The sequence below is a fragment of the Mesorhizobium sp. 8 genome, assembly GCF_006351905.1.
Lineage (GTDB): Bacteria > Pseudomonadota > Alphaproteobacteria > Rhizobiales > Rhizobiaceae > Mesorhizobium > Mesorhizobium composti.
Genome location: NZ_CP040914.1, coordinates 4,758,803 through 4,771,700, shown reverse-complemented (window position 1 = coordinate 4,771,700; position 12,898 = coordinate 4,758,803). Strand labels below are relative to the sequence as shown.

18 protein-coding genes are annotated in these 12,898 nt (G+C 66.3%); 1 reads left to right on the top strand and 17 read right to left on the bottom strand.

All coding sequences use genetic code 11. The features are described 5' to 3' along the window. Positions 1-5 precede the first annotated feature (5 nt). The 17 genes from FGU64_RS22990 to FGU64_RS23670 all read right to left on the bottom strand — a co-directional run bounded on the left by FGU64_RS22990 (position 6) and on the right by FGU64_RS23670 (position 10,378). On the bottom strand, positions 6-449 hold the full coding sequence (locus tag FGU64_RS22990; RefSeq protein ID WP_139955186.1) for an NlpC/P60 family protein: 444 nt from the start codon (positions 447-449) through the stop codon (positions 6-8). Position 450: 1 nt separating this feature from the next. Beyond that, on the bottom strand, positions 451-1,341 hold the full coding sequence (locus FGU64_RS22985) for a DUF2163 domain-containing protein (RefSeq protein ID WP_139955185.1): 891 nt from the start codon (positions 1,339-1,341) through the stop codon (positions 451-453). Continuing rightward, positions 1,338-1,988 (bottom strand): DUF2460 domain-containing protein, encoded by a 651-nt coding sequence (locus FGU64_RS22980; RefSeq protein WP_139955184.1) that lies wholly within the window; start codon positions 1,986-1,988, stop codon positions 1,338-1,340. Before FGU64_RS22980 ends, FGU64_RS22985 begins: the two co-directional genes overlap by 4 nt. Before the next feature lie 8 nt (positions 1,989-1,996). Beyond that, on the bottom strand, positions 1,997-2,575 hold the full coding sequence (locus tag FGU64_RS22975) for a phage tail tape measure protein (protein WP_139955183.1): 579 nt from the start codon (positions 2,573-2,575) through the stop codon (positions 1,997-1,999). Next, a complete protein-coding gene (locus FGU64_RS22970) occupies positions 2,575-2,751 on the bottom strand; it encodes a phage tail assembly chaperone (RefSeq protein ID WP_139955182.1) in 177 nt (58 codons plus the stop codon). Before FGU64_RS22970 ends, FGU64_RS22975 begins: the two co-directional genes overlap by 1 nt. Before the next feature lie 44 nt (positions 2,752-2,795). Beyond that, positions 2,796-3,137 carry a gene transfer agent family protein gene (locus FGU64_RS22965; protein WP_139955181.1) on the bottom strand — a complete coding sequence of 114 codons (342 nt, stop codon included), beginning with the start codon at positions 3,135-3,137 and terminating at the stop codon, positions 2,796-2,798. Then, positions 3,134-3,550, bottom strand: a complete 417-nt coding sequence (locus FGU64_RS22960) for a phage major tail protein, TP901-1 family (RefSeq protein ID WP_139955180.1) — start codon at positions 3,548-3,550, stop codon at positions 3,134-3,136. The genes FGU64_RS22965 and FGU64_RS22960 overlap by 4 nt, the downstream gene beginning before the upstream one ends. Positions 3,551-3,598: 48 nt before the next feature. Further along, entirely contained in the window at positions 3,599-4,006 is a 408-nt protein-coding gene (locus tag FGU64_RS22955) for a DUF3168 domain-containing protein (RefSeq protein ID WP_139955179.1), read from the bottom strand. Further along, complete coding sequence (locus FGU64_RS23395; protein ID WP_180375595.1) at positions 3,987-4,163, bottom strand: hypothetical protein; 177 nt, start codon at positions 4,161-4,163, stop codon at positions 3,987-3,989. The genes FGU64_RS22955 and FGU64_RS23395 overlap by 20 nt, the downstream gene beginning before the upstream one ends. 8 nt (positions 4,164-4,171) lie before the next feature. Next, entirely contained in the window at positions 4,172-4,507 is a 336-nt protein-coding gene (locus tag FGU64_RS22950; protein WP_139955178.1) for a phage head closure protein, read from the bottom strand. Beyond that, positions 4,507-5,076 carry a head-tail connector protein gene (locus FGU64_RS22945; protein WP_139955177.1) on the bottom strand — a complete coding sequence of 190 codons (570 nt, stop codon included), beginning with the start codon at positions 5,074-5,076 and terminating at the stop codon, positions 4,507-4,509. The genes FGU64_RS22950 and FGU64_RS22945 overlap by 1 nt, the downstream gene beginning before the upstream one ends. 101 nt (positions 5,077-5,177) lie before the next feature. Continuing rightward, positions 5,178-6,440, bottom strand: a complete 1,263-nt coding sequence (locus FGU64_RS22940) for a phage major capsid protein (protein ID WP_139955176.1) — start codon at positions 6,438-6,440, stop codon at positions 5,178-5,180. Then, positions 6,437-7,120, bottom strand: a complete 684-nt coding sequence (locus FGU64_RS22935) for an HK97 family phage prohead protease (RefSeq protein WP_139955175.1) — start codon at positions 7,118-7,120, stop codon at positions 6,437-6,439. The genes FGU64_RS22940 and FGU64_RS22935 overlap by 4 nt, the downstream gene beginning before the upstream one ends. Continuing rightward, positions 7,110-7,463, bottom strand: coding sequence for a DUF6107 family protein (locus FGU64_RS22930; protein ID WP_139955174.1), 354 nt, complete (start codon positions 7,461-7,463; stop codon positions 7,110-7,112). Before FGU64_RS22930 ends, FGU64_RS22935 begins: the two co-directional genes overlap by 11 nt. Positions 7,464-7,480: 17 nt before the next feature. Beyond that, positions 7,481-8,662: a phage portal protein gene (locus tag FGU64_RS22925; RefSeq protein WP_139955173.1), complete on the bottom strand. Its 1,182-nt coding sequence runs from the start codon at positions 8,660-8,662 to the stop codon at positions 7,481-7,483. Between the two features lie 11 nt (positions 8,663-8,673). Continuing rightward, complete coding sequence (locus tag FGU64_RS22920) at positions 8,674-9,957, bottom strand: terminase family protein (RefSeq protein ID WP_246671199.1); 1,284 nt, start codon at positions 9,955-9,957, stop codon at positions 8,674-8,676. Next, positions 9,881-10,378: a hypothetical protein gene (locus tag FGU64_RS23670; protein ID WP_246671198.1), complete on the bottom strand. Its 498-nt coding sequence runs from the start codon at positions 10,376-10,378 to the stop codon at positions 9,881-9,883. The genes FGU64_RS22920 and FGU64_RS23670 overlap by 77 nt, the downstream gene beginning before the upstream one ends. Positions 10,379-10,712: 334 nt before the next feature. On the opposite strand from FGU64_RS23670, the gene FGU64_RS22915 reads away from it, so the two are divergent. Then, complete coding sequence (locus tag FGU64_RS22915) at positions 10,713-12,869, top strand: penicillin-binding protein 1A (RefSeq protein WP_139955171.1); 2,157 nt, start codon at positions 10,713-10,715, stop codon at positions 12,867-12,869. The last annotated feature ends 29 nt before the right edge of the window (positions 12,870-12,898 follow it).

Sequence of the window (12,898 nt, the reverse complement as noted above, 5' to 3'; positions counted from 1 at the left end):
GGACGTCAGCTATCTGGAAAGGCGAACACCGCCGCGATGCGGCGGCGCCATTGCGGAACGAGCGGCGACCGCACGACGGCGGCCGCTCCTTCATAGGCATGGACGAAACCGTCCGTGCCCACGGCTATGCCGACATGCCGGGCCGGCCAATGCGGCCGCCAGCGAAACAGCAGCAGGTCTCCCGCCGCGAGATCCACCATGTCTTTTTCACGGAAATGCCGGCGCGCCGCGCTGGCCAGCCGATCGCCCTCGCCGGCTTCCGACCAATCGGCGGCATAGACGCCGGGGTGTTCGAGTTCCCGGCCGTAGACTGCCTGCCATACACCGCGCACCAGCCCAAGACAGTCGCAGCCTACACCCTTGCGGCAACCCTGATGCCGGTAGGGCGTGCCGACCCAGACCAGCGCCTCGGCGACGACCGCCTCCGCCAGCGGAGTGTCGCGTACCATTCTATGGGACGACCGGACCGCCATCGAATGCTCCGCCGTCGGTCACGTAGGAATAGGCCGCATCGTTGCCGGGAAGATGCGGAAAGCCGCGAAAATTCAGCGCATTGGAGAATTTCGCCTTGCAGGTCGCGAAACTCTTGTCGCAGCCGGCCGTGACCGAAAAGGCGTCGCCGGCAGCGACCGCCGGACCAGTAATCGGCAGCAGGCCGAACACGGCTCCGTTTTCCGTCTTGCGATGAGCGACGATGCGCTCGACCCATCCCGCCCGCGCACCACTCGTCCATGTCAGCGTGCCGGAAGAGAACCAGCCCGATTCGTAGGCGTCGAGGCCTGCGACCTGCATCGTCTCCGAGGCGCCGGTCGCGACGACGCTGCCGGTGGCGGTGAAACCCGGCTGGGCAAGCAGGAAACCGCAGCGCACGTCGCCGAGTTCCGCATCGCAGGAGCGCGTCACATAGCGCCCGTTCGGCTGGTCGAGCGTCGTTACGAGACTTTCCAGCTCGGCAACGAAGCGCTCGTCGCTGCGCGTGATTTTGCCGATGGTGGCCGTCCGGATCACGGCGGAATCCGCAGGCTGGCGCCAGTTGACCAGAAGCGTTTCCACCCTGGCGCCGTCGTAGAGGCCGGCGGCGATATCCTCGTCGCGGATACGGTCGGACGAAAGGGCGCCCTCGACGTCGACCGTATCGACCGCAAGGCCCAGCGTGTCGCGCGCCTCGCTGGCGGAAAAGCCGGTTTCGGGCTCGAAGGCCAGGCCACCGATCACCAGCCTGCGGTCATGATCGGTAAAACCCGTGACAGTGCCGTCCTTGCGGGTCAGGCGCCAGCAATGACAGACCGTCGTGACCTCGCGCGAGAAATGCCCGGTGAGCGCAGCTGGATAGACCGTCACAATGGAACCTCGACCAGGGGAATGGAGGGGATCTGTCCCGCCTTGAAGGCCTTCAGGTTGATGGAGAGGCGCTCGGTATCGAAGCGCACCGGCACGTCGAATTCGTAGCCTGCGGTGATGACCGTCCCGGCCGCCGGAACATGCTCCGGCGCAAAGACGATCTCTCCAGTAACCGTGTCAAAGCTGAACGCGGACGGCGCATCCTGTTCGACGGTCGCCACCGCAATCCTGAGGGTTGCCGGACGCGGTCTCATGACGAGACGGCGATAGGCGTCGTCATCGGTGCCGTAGACCTTCACCAGCGCGAAGCGGTCGGTCACGCCGTCGCCCACGCCAATCGGCTGATCGAACGCGGATGGCGCAGTATCCGGCCGACAGGATTTCATGTCGAACGGGTCGCGGAAGCGGAAGGCGTGCAGGGAACCGCGCCGCGCCTCGAAGAAGTCGATCACCTCATGCAGATCGTCGAGCGAGCGCACGCCGGTGCCGGCGTCGTAGTAGTGCCGCGACTGCGAAAAACGCGCATTGCGTTTCTCGCGACCGGACGCCAGCGTGACGATCTCGTTGCGCCGCTCCGGTCCGCCCGTCGCCCCGAAGGAGACGCCGAGCGGAAACAGCACGTCGTGGAAACTGGAAAATTCGGTCACGAATAACCTCAAAAGGTTCTGGTGCCGCGCGAGACGGCGCGCGCCAGCATGCCGGTGATCTGTGCCTCGGACTTGCGGAAGGAGGCGGCGTCCTGCGCGGTGACGTTGAAGACGACATTGACCGGTGCCGCCGCTCCGGCGGCGGCGACGCCGAGGCTGCCGTCGGCGCCGCGGCGCAGGGGTAGGATCGCCTCCGATCCCGCCTCGCCCATCAGGCCGAGATTGCCGCCGAGCGGAAAATAGGTCGGGGCCGAAACGACACCACCGCCGGCGAACGGCACGACGTGGCCGGGCACGCCGCCCTTGGCGAAGGGCAGGACGCCCGACAACCCGCCGATGAGGCCAGAGAACAGCGAGCCGGCCAGCGACTGCAGTGGTTGCAGCCCCTGCTTCAATGCCAACCCCGCCAGGTTGAGCCCGATGCGGCGCAGCACATCGTCGAACTCCCTGCCGCTGACGACGGCCCCCTTTAGCGCACCGGCCATCTGGGTGCCGAAGCTCTCGGAGAGTTTGCCGAGATCCGCCAGCGCAGCCTCGAATGGCGATGTATCGGCGCGGACGGAAACGGTTACGTCTTCGGCCAAGATCAGGCCTCCTTTTCAGAACGATCGGGGAAGGCACGCATCAGCGCGACCAGATCGGCACGCAAGGGAACCGGGCCGCGTCCAGGCGAGCGGGCGCGCACGGCATGGCCGAACTCGACCGGCGTCATCGCCCAGAACGCATCCGGCGAAAGCCGCAGCAGGCCGAATCCGACGGCCATCGCCTCCTCCCACGGAAAGGCCGGCCGCTCGCCTGCTGCGGCGTCTAAGGGTTTGACGTCGGAGCCTGTCCACCGGCGGAACCGAAGGTCGCCACCAACAGCTCCGACACCATCGCGGCGAAGCCGGCGGCGCCGTTGTCGCACTGCATGGTGCCCACCGCCTCGTCGTCGACATCTTCGCCCGCGCCACGCAAGCCGGCGCCAATGACGCGCATCATATCGAGCGCTGACAGCCGCCCGGCCGAGAAACGCTCGACCAGGGCGGTCAGGTCGTCGGCCGCGTAGGTCGCCTCCAGTTCGGCCAGCGCACCGAGCGTCAGGCACAACCGGCGCGGCCTGCCGTCAAGTTCCGCCGAAATCTCGCCGCGTCGCCGGTTTGCGCTCATGCTACCACCGCGAAGCTGATGGCGCCCGCCGACTCCAGCGCCATTTCGAAGGTGACCTCGCCGTCGTGCGCGCCGGAATATTCCAGGGAGGTGATCTGGAACGGGCCGGAGACGATGCCGAAATCCGGAATCGCCATCTGCCACGAGGCGATTTCTCCGGCGAAGAACTTCGACCGGATCAACGCGTCCGACTGGGCGTCCTTGAAGATGCCTGAACCGCTGACGGCGGCGCGCTGCACGCCGCTGCCGGCGAGCAGTTCGCGCCAGCGTCCGGCCGAATCCGCATCGGTGACGTCCACCGTCTCGCTGTTGAAGGCGACACGTTTCGACCGCAGGCCGGCGACGGTGACGAAACTGCCTTCGCCGGTGGAATCGAGTTTGAGAAGAAGGTCCTTGCCCTTCTGCGCGCCCATGCAGGCCTCCTGATTGTGCTGTCGATTATGGGATCGGACCGGACGCGCTCAGGCGTCGTCCTCGATCATGGCGCGGAAGCGCAGCAAGCCGTGATGGATCAGCAGATCCTCGTCATAGCGCGCCTCCGAATAGTCCAGCCGCAAGGCGACCAGACGATGAGCCTCTAGCGCAAGCGGCTCCTCCAGCCGCGCGCGGATGGCTTCCATGATATCCAGCGTTTCCTTCTTGCCCTGGGTCTTCGACCAGACGTGCAGGGTGAAAAGCTGCTCGGCACCTTTTTCGGTGGCGGTGCTCCAGTCGTAAATGCCGGTCATGCCGAACGTCACGTAGGGAAAGCGGACGTTTGCCGGCGCCCGGTCGAACACCTTGGCGCCGCCGAGCAGCGCGGTCAGCACGCTCTCCGCACCCAGCGCGGAAAAGATCGCCTTCTGAAGATCAGCCGCGGCCGCGATCATCGCCATCCTCCTTGCCGCGGAATTCCGTTATCCGGGCGGAGTTCCGCCTTTCCATTGGCACCTGCCTTGCCGAAAGGGTGCCACGCTCGGCCTGTTCGGCCAGATCGAGCGCCTTCCAGCGCAAGGCGCGCACGAGGCCGTCGAGCGTCATCGCCATCGTCACCTTCATATGGTCGTCTCCCGCGTCCGGCACAAAAGGTAGCGGCCGCTCTCGTCGGGATCGTGTGCGGTGACGATCAGGAAGAAGCGGCCACCGCCGGCAAAGCGCATATCGGCTTCGACATCGCCGCGATGACGCAAGGTGATGCGATGCGTCACCGCCTCCAGCGTCTGACCGGCGCCGAAGCGGCTGTCGGCCGAAACCGGCTCGATGCGGGCAAAGACGGTGGCAACGTCGCTCCAGCTTTCGACAAACCCGCCGAGACCGTCCGGCACGGCCGTCACCGTCTGAAGCACCAGCCGGGTGCGCAGCGCGCCGGGATCGACAAAGGTTTTCCCCATCACAGCCGCCCCGCGCGATAGCCGGCGACGATGCGGTCGAAGCCGGCGGGATAGGAAACGGGCTGGTCGGCCGGGCCGTAGCCGGCGCGGAATTCGTACCAGTGCGCAACCAAAAGCAGGATCGCCCGCTTCAGCGGATCGGGCACGTCGGTACCTGCCTCGCCGAAGCCGGCGGTGAAGTCGATCTCCAGCCCGTTCATCGCGCGCAGCGGCGCGACGGAGGCGTTGAAATGGATGCGCGCCGGCCGCGACACGGCATCGACCTGATAGGTGGCAGGATCGACAACCGCGCCCTCGCCTTCGCTGCCGAAGGCTGTGACGGACTGCACTTCGCGCAGCGGATGGATCCTGACGAGCGCGCAGCCGCTCTCGGGCAAATCGTCGAGGACGAGCCGCCAGCTTTGCAAAAGCAGCGCCATGCCGGTGCTGCGCTCGACCTCCTGTCGGGCGGCGCGGACAAGGCCGGCGAGCAGTTCGTCGTCGTCGGTGTGATCGATGCGCAGATGGGCCTTTGCCTCGGCCAATGTCACCGGTTCGGCGACCGGATCTACGGTGCGGATAAGCGTCATGCGTCAGCCTTCATGGAGAAAGGAAAAGCGGCTCCGGCGGGGAGGAAACACCGGAGCCGCCATCGACTCCCGCCCCGCTCAGAAAGGGACGGGAGAAGCACTCAGGCAGTGCCGAACTTCAGGAGCTTGATGGCGTCGAAGTCCTGCACGCCGCCGCCGACGCGCTTGGTCGTGTAGAACAGCACATAGGGCTTGGCGGAGTACGGGTCGCGCAGCACCCTCACACCCGCACGGTCGACGACCAGATAACCACGGCCGAAATCACCGAAGGCGATCGGTGTGGCGTCGGCGCCGATGTCGGGCATATCCTCAGCCTCGACCAGCGGGAAGCCCATCAGCATGGCGCGCTGACCGGGTGCGGCTGGCGGCTGCCACAGATAGTTGCCGTCGGCGTCCTTCAGCTTGCGGATCGCCGCCTGGGACTTGCGGTTCATGACCCAGTTGGCGTTCTGCCGGTAGCCGGCCTTCAGTGCATAGACCGTGTCGATCAAGACGTCGGAGGGGTCTTCCGCCGGCCAGTCGCCGGAAACGCCGGTCAGTGTGTAGCCGATCTTGCCCCACGCCCAGGCGCTTTCGGCAGCCTGAGTGTAGCTGAGGAACCCCTTCGGCTTGGCGGTACCGTCGCCGGTCACGAAGGCCTTGCCCTCCTGCTCGGCAAAGGCCGCTTCCACTTCCGCCGAGATCCACTGGTCGAGATCGACGACGGAGTCTTCCAGCAACGAGGCCGTCGCGGCCGGCATGGCATAGAGTTCCATCGTCGGAAACTGCAATTCGGCCAGCGTGGTGGAATCGGTCTGAGGCCGTGCGGCCGTTTCCGCCACCCAACCGACCGCCGGGCCGGCGGCCGAGAACGGCTTCTTCAGCACGGCCGCGGAGACCTGGCGCACCGAAGCGATGGAGCGGATCGGCGAAAGGGCGGCCAGCCGCTTGCCGATCGCGGTCTCGACCTCGTCCGGCACCAGGTAGCCACCGTCCTGCCCCGAACCGCCCAGGTTGGTCGACATCGCCTTGGTGTCCAGCGAACGCAGCCCACGGTCGTCGCCGGAGCGCATATAGGCATCGAAGGCGGCCTTGTGTTCGCTCGGCATGGCGCGGTCCTCGCGGCCCAGAGCCGGGCGGATGCGCTTCAGCGCCAAACTGTCGAGCGCCCGCTTCTGTTCGTCCAGCGCACGCGAGATGCGCTCCACCTTCTCGCCGGTCAGCACGTCGGCGCCGAAGCGGCTTTCGAGCTGCGCCAGTTTTTCGTCGTTGCTGTCCTTGAAGGCCTCGAAAGTGGTCATGAACTCGCCGAAGGCATCCTTCAGGTCGAGATAGTCGTCGGCGACCGCCTTTGTTTCAGGCGCCGCTGCAAGCGTTGCGTTCATAGAGCATGTCCCTGCTGTTTGAGTGAGCGTGTCGCCCGGCGGATACGCTCCGCTAGGCCCTGCGTGGTTTCCGGCGCGGCATCCCGCCCGCGCGCCAGACCGGCGAAGCCCTTCGCGATGACGGTGCGGGCCTCGCCTCTTGAAAGCCCCGCGTCCCGCGTGAGCCACAACTCGAATTCCCTCACGGTCGGCAGCGGCCTGCGCCCCTTGACCGTCTCGATGCGGGCGCCGGGCAGCATGGGGAAGGTGACGACCGAGATTTCCCAAAGGTCGGCTTCCAGGATGCGGCGCACGCCGGTTGCGGCATCGCGCCGAGCCTTGACGGTGCGAAAGCCGATGGAGAGCCCATCCAGCGCGCCGGCGCGCATCAGGTTCAGCGCCTCGCGGGCACGCGCAGCGCCCGTCGCAAGACGGCCACGCACGAACAGGCCGCGCCGGTCCTCCCGCACCTCCGTCCATGTACCAATCGGCTCGTTCGGATCGTGCTGGTAGAGCATGCGGATGCCGCCGGCGCCACGTCGGCGAAGCGAATTGGCGAAAGCGCCGCGCTCGACCGAATCCTTGCCGAGATCGACCTCGCCGAACAGGCTGGCATAGCCGGAGAACGTGCCGTCCGTGTCCACCTTGTCGAGCACCAGATCGACGAACTTGCGTTCGATCCGCCGCACCTCACCGATCATCGGCATTCTCCTGATTTTTCTTGCCAAAGAGGCTTCCGATCCCGTTTTGCTGGAAGGCCCGCACGACGAAGCCGAGCGCCCACCAGGCGCACAGGCTCGCCACTGCGGATCCCATCAACATGAGTTCCGTCGGGCCAATCGCTGTCTCGATCTCGAGTTCGGACGCCACCTTGAGGCCGGCCGTGCCGCCGAACACCATTCCGCACACGACGCCGACTGCGAAGCGCGCGGCTGCCTCGCGCCGGCCGTGCGGCAGCATATAGGCGAGCGAGATGGCGGAACCGGCGACGGCGCCGCCGGCCTTGGCCAGCCACAGCCAGGCCGTTTGAGACATATCGTTCATGATCCTGGGTCCGTAATTCAGCCGAGACCGCGCGGCTGGTAGCCGACCGCCTCGCGCTTCTCGTCCTCGGTGAGGAAGGAGGCCGCATCGACGCGCTTCCACAGCGCATCGCGCTCGCTGGACAGGCCTTCGATGCGGTCGGCGTCGTACCAGAGACGCAAGCCTTCGCCGAACGGCCCGGCCAGCCAGGCCGACAGTTCCTTGGCGGTGCGCGCCACCAGTGGCAGTACGGTCAGCCGGTAGAAGGCGCGGTTGGCTTCCTGATAATTGGCGTAGGTGTTGTCGCCGGGAATGCCGAGCAGCATCGGCGGCACGCCGAAGGAAAGCGCGATATCGCGGCTGGCCGAATGCTTCGCCTCGATGAAGTCCATGTCCTTCGGCGACAGCGCCATCGCCTTCCAGTCCAGTCCGCCTTCCAGAAGCAGCGGCCGTCCCGCCCTGCGGGCGCCGGAATAACCTTCCTCCAGTTCCGCCTTCAGACGGTCGAACTGCTCGTCGCTCAGGTTGCCGCCGTCCTTCGGCGCATAGACCAGCGCGCCGGAGGGCCTCGCCGAATTGTCGAGCAGCGCCTTGTTCCAGGTGCCTGCGGCGTTGTGCGTGTCGAGCGCCATCAGGGCGGCTTCCAGCGGCGGGAAGCCGTAGTGGTCGTCGAGCGGGTGAAAGAGTCTGAGATGCAGCGCGCCGCCGCCCTCGCCAGCGCCGAGCGGCATCTTGCGGCACACCGACCCTTCGCGATGATCGAGCGCCACCGGCCAACCGGTCGCGTCCGTTTCCACCGTGACCCGATCGGGGCGCAGGAGATGCAGTTCGCGCGCATCTTCGCCCGCCTCGATCAGTTCGACATAGGCGTTGCCGGCAAGAAGAAGGTGGCCGTACAGCGCCTCGAAGAAGGTCGCACCGGCCTGCCGCTGGTTAGGCTGGCCGAGCAGTTTCAGCAGCGGATGCTCCTCGATCTCCGCCGCGCCCTCGTAGAGCAGCCATGGGATCGCCGAGGCCGTTTCGGCGATCAGCCGCACCGAGCGGTGGACGATCGGGTTCCTCATGAAACCTTCGCGCGCCAGCGCGGCATAGTCGCGACGCGTCCAGCGCGCTTCGGCCTGCGCCTGGAAGGCGATGAAGCCGCCCGGGGCGCCGCCCTTCGTTTCGACGCGCACACCGGCAGCGTTCCCCTTGCGGGGCCAAGGCCATGTCCAAGCCATATCCCATCCTGTCAGCGAAGTTCACGTATCCGCGGCTCGGCCGCGTGGTCCGGCATCAGTTCCGTCACCGCCCACACCAGCGCGTCCACCCGGTCCGGCGAGCGGCCGTTCGACAGCCCGTCCGGGCCGAAATCGCACATCTCGTCCTCCAGTTCGGCGAAGCGGCCGGCATGGAGGACCCGGCCCTGCTGATAGAGGGCTGCGACCGGCTCGGCCCTCAGCCACTTGCCACGCCGCGCCCTGACCGCCTTGACCGGCACGGCCGGATCGACGGTGCGGATCACGGCCGAGGCCATCTCGCCGCCCTGGTTCACCTCGACCAGCAGGCAATCGGCCTGCAGCGAATGAAACAAGGCTACGGCCTGCGAGGCCCAGCGCCGCGGCTGGGCGCCGCGCAGTGTCGCGTCGGCGAGCACGACCGCCCTGCCCTCGCCGTCCAGCCCGGCGGCGACGATGCCGCAGGCGTCGGACGTCTTGCGCGAACTGGCCGGCGGATCGACCGCCACGACGATGCGCTTCAACTCTCTCGGCACGGAGACGACTACCTTTTCGAGCAGGTCGCGCGACCACAGCGCATCGGCGCGGTCCTCGATCAGTTCGCCGCCCAGTTCCTGCCGGCCAAGAACGCTGCCGGCATAGCGCCGCTCCACGGCGGCGAGGAAGCCGGCGGCTAGGTTGGCGCTGTTGTCCTGCGTGGTCATATGGGTCTTGACGACCATCGGGTCCGCCAGCAGGCGCTTCAGCAACCGGGTCGGTCGCGGCGTCGTCGTCAGCAATTGCAGCGGCCGCTGGCCGAGCCGGAGACCGAATTGCAGCATGTCGAAGCAGTCCTCGGCATGGCGCCACTTGGCCACCTCGTCACACCAAGCCGCCTCGAACTGGTGGCCGCGCAGGCTTTCCGGATCCTCGGACGAGAACATCAGCGCCACCTGCCCGTCCTTCCAGACGAGCCTGCGGCGGCTCGCCTCGAAGCGCGGCCGCTCCCGCCGAGAAATCGTGGCGATGCCCGAAATGCCCTCGATCATTACGTCGCGCACATCGGCCAGCGTCTCGCCGACCAGCGCCAGACGAAAATGCTTGTGGCCAGCGAAGGGCGGTATGGAACGCGCCAGCCCGTTGATCCATTCCGCGCCGGTGCGCGTCTTGCCGGCGCCGCGCCCGCCGAGCAGCAACCACGTCTCGGGCGATCCCAGCAGCGGGTATTGCGCCAGACGTGCGCTACGGAACCACTCGTTGCGGATCGGCCAGATCCTTCGCTCCCCGACTTCCCGCAACCAGGGAAGCTGCGAGTTCACGGGCAAGCTCGATAATTCTGTCGTTAACGAGCTGGAGCACGGCGGCCACGTCTTCATCCGATCCGATCTGGTTCTCTTTGGCGGCCTCGTCGGGCCGCATGATTTCGCCGATCTTGTCGAGGCCGCGCACCATGGCGATGATGCCGTCGATCTCGGCCTTGCTGATCCCCTTCCCTCCTTCGCCGGCGCCGCTTCCCAGCGCCTCCAGCCGGCCGAGAAGCTGGCCGGCCACCTGCCGCACACGCGCGGCCACATCTTGTCCGGAACCGGGACGCAGAGCCCATCCTTCGCGTTCGGCCTGCGCCCTCAGCCCGTCGGGCGAGCGACCGCACGCCTCGGCGATCCGCTCAAGCGAAATATCCGTGCCTTCGACAACTGCGCGCTGGGCACGGTGCCGGGCAACCGCCGACGAAGCAGCCATCAAATCTTTCCCATGTTCGGACGAGGACGAGCGGGCGGCGGACGGAGGAAAGCCAGCGCGCCCGCTTCCGGCAAACATCGAGCCATATCAGACCGCTTTCGCTGTCCGGCTGCCGCTGCCCACACTTTTGTGACGATAGCGAAACCCTACCAGACCAGCGTCACGGTGTCAAGAATAAATTCCTATCTTTTTTACCGTCTTTCAGCGAAGCCGAACCCAGCTATCGGTTGTCCCTTGTCGGCGTCGTGGAAATCGGGGAAAAGGAGCAGGCCTTACCGCCCTGAAATCGCCCGCAAGCGTTTTCAATCTGCCGGCGAGGGATTGCGGAAGCCACATGGTCGACCCCATCAAACCACGCAAGAAAAGAGGCCCCGTAGCCGCGTGGCTGCTGGCGGTCGATGCGTGGCTCGATTCCTCACTCTACGAGGTCCGCTTCAAGGCCGGCGAGTTCTGGGAAACGGCGACGATCTTCTCGCGGCGCTTCCGCTTCAAGGGATGGCGGCGCGCCCTCATCGAACTGCTCAGCGAAGGCTTCACTATGGGCGCCGGCGGCGCGGTTGTCTTGCTGGCGCTCGCGCTGCCCGCCTTCCAGGTGACGAAGGGCGACTGGAAAGCCCAGGACGACTTCGCCGTCACCTTCCTCGACCGCTACGGCAACGAGATCGGCCAGCGCGGCATCATCCAGCGCGATTCGGTGCCGGTCGACCAGATGCCGGATCATGTCATCAAGGCGGTGCTGGCGACGGAGGATCGGCGCTTCTTCGAGCACTACGGCATTGATGTGTTCGGCCTCGTCCGCGCCTTGACCGAGAACATGCGCGCAAACTCGGTCGTGCAAGGCGGATCGAGCATTACCCAACAGCTCGCCAAGAACCTGTTCCTCTCCAACGAGCGCACACTGGACCGCAAGATCAAGGAAGCCTTCCTGTCGCTGTGGCTGGAGGCCAATCTCTCCAAGAAGGAGATCCTGCAGCTCTACCTCGACCGCTCCTACATGGGTGGCGGCACCTTCGGCATCGAGGCAGCGGCGGATTTCTATTTCGGCAAGAGCGTCAAGGATTTGAGCCTCGCCGAAGCGGCGATGCTGGCCGGCCTGTTCAAGGCGCCGACGAAATACGCGCCGCACATCAACCTGCCGGCGGCGCGAGCCCGCGCCAACGTCGTGCTGAACAACCTGGTCGACAGCGGCTTCATGACCGAGGGCCAGGTGCTGCAGGCACGCATCCACCCCGCCGACGTCGTCGACCGTGGCGAGCGCAAGAGCCCCGATTATTTCCTCGACTGGGCCTTCGACGAGGTCAAGCGTCTGGCGCCTCCCGGCACCCACTCGCTGGTGGCGCACACCACCTTCGACGCCAACCTCCAGAACGCGGCCGAGGAATCCCTGGAATTTCATCTGAGGCAATACGGGAAGGATTACCACGTCAGCGAAGGCGCGATCGTCGTCATCGAGACCAACGGCGCCGTGCGGGCCATCGTCGGCGGCCGCGACTACGGCGCCAGCCAGTTCAACCGCGCGACCAAGGCGCTGCGGCAGACCGGCTCGTCCTTCAAGCCCTATGTCTATGCTACCGCCATGGAAAATGGCTTCAAGCCCGAATCAATCGTCTCAGGCGGTCCGATCAGCTGGGGCGGCTGGGCACCGCACAACTACGGCGGCGGCTTCTCCGGCAACGTCACCCTGCTGACCGCCTTCGTGAAGTCGATCAACACAGTGCCGGTCAGGCTTGCGAAGGATCATCTGGGTATCAACGCCATCGTCGACATGGCCAAGGCCATGGGGGTGGAGGCGCCAATTGAACGCTTCAAGACAACAGTGCTCGGCACCTCCGGCGAGACGGTGATGGACCAGGCCACCGGCTACAGCGTCTTCGCGCAGAACGGAGTCGTCGGTACCCGCCACGGCATCACGCAGCTGGTCACCCACACCGGCGAGGTCGTCTACGACTTCGCCAAGGATGCGCCACCGCCGCACCGCGTGCTGTCGGAGCAGGCGTTGCGCTCGATGAACGCCATGCTGACGCAGGTACCGGTGATCGGCACGGCCCGCCGCGCCGCCCTGCCCGGCATCGTCTCGGGCGGCAAGACGGGCACCACGCAATCCTATCGCGATGCCTGGTACGTCGGCTTCACCGGCAACTATACGGCCGCCGTGTGGATGGGCAACGACGACTTCAGCCAGACCCGCAACATGACCGGCGGATCGCTGCCGGCGATGGTCTGGCAAAGATTGATGGCCTACGCGCACCAGAACATCGACCTGAAGCCGATCCCCGGCATCGACCATCCCTTCGTCGACGATGCGGTCGCGGCCAAGGCCGAAGAAGCGCAGAAGAAGCAGGCGGAAGAGGATGCCGCAAAGGCCGCTGCCGAACGGCCGCCGGTATTGTCCAGCCGCACCACGCAGATGCTGCGCGAGCTGACACGGCTTTTCCAGGCGGCACCGCCACTCGCCATGGCCGCCGAGCCGGAAACACTGTCGGCGCTTTGACTTCGCATCCACTCAGACCCGGCTGCACG

What these genes read in the sequence shown, in the direction of transcription:
- FGU64_RS22960 (WP_139955180.1), bottom strand. Translation starts at nt 3,550, where the DNA reads ATGGGCGCGCAGAAGGGCAAGGACCTTCTTCTCAAACTCGATTCCACC.
- FGU64_RS22930 (WP_139955174.1), bottom strand. Translation starts at nt 7,463, where the DNA reads ATGAACGATATGTCTCAAACGGCCTGGCTGTGGCTGGCCAAGGCCGGC.
- FGU64_RS22940 (WP_139955176.1), bottom strand. Translation starts at nt 6,440, where the DNA reads ATGAACGCAACGCTTGCAGCGGCGCCTGAAACAAAGGCGGTCGCCGAC.
- FGU64_RS23670 (WP_246671198.1), bottom strand. Translation starts at nt 10,378, where the DNA reads ATGGCTGCTTCGTCGGCGGTTGCCCGGCACCGTGCCCAGCGCGCAGTT.
- FGU64_RS22945 (WP_139955177.1), bottom strand. Translation starts at nt 5,076, where the DNA reads ATGACGCTTATCCGCACCGTAGATCCGGTCGCCGAACCGGTGACATTG.
- FGU64_RS22935 (WP_139955175.1), bottom strand. Translation starts at nt 7,120, where the DNA reads ATGATCGGTGAGGTGCGGCGGATCGAACGCAAGTTCGTCGATCTGGTG.
- FGU64_RS23395 (WP_180375595.1), bottom strand. Translation starts at nt 4,163, where the DNA reads ATGGCGATGACGCTCGACGGCCTCGTGCGCGCCTTGCGCTGGAAGGCG.
- FGU64_RS22925 (WP_139955173.1), bottom strand. Translation starts at nt 8,662, where the DNA reads ATGGCTTGGACATGGCCTTGGCCCCGCAAGGGGAACGCTGCCGGTGTG.
- FGU64_RS22950 (WP_139955178.1), bottom strand. Translation starts at nt 4,507, where the DNA reads ATGGGGAAAACCTTTGTCGATCCCGGCGCGCTGCGCACCCGGCTGGTG.
- FGU64_RS22965 (WP_139955181.1), bottom strand. Translation starts at nt 3,137, where the DNA reads ATGAGCGCAAACCGGCGACGCGGCGAGATTTCGGCGGAACTTGACGGC.
- FGU64_RS22990 (WP_139955186.1), bottom strand. Translation starts at nt 449, where the DNA reads ATGGTACGCGACACTCCGCTGGCGGAGGCGGTCGTCGCCGAGGCGCTG.
- FGU64_RS22970 (WP_139955182.1), bottom strand. Translation starts at nt 2,751, where the DNA reads ATGGCCGTCGGATTCGGCCTGCTGCGGCTTTCGCCGGATGCGTTCTGG.
- FGU64_RS22955 (WP_139955179.1), bottom strand. Translation starts at nt 4,006, where the DNA reads ATGATCGCGGCCGCGGCTGATCTTCAGAAGGCGATCTTTTCCGCGCTG.
- FGU64_RS22915 (WP_139955171.1), top strand. Translation starts at nt 10,713, where the DNA reads ATGGTCGACCCCATCAAACCACGCAAGAAAAGAGGCCCCGTAGCCGCG.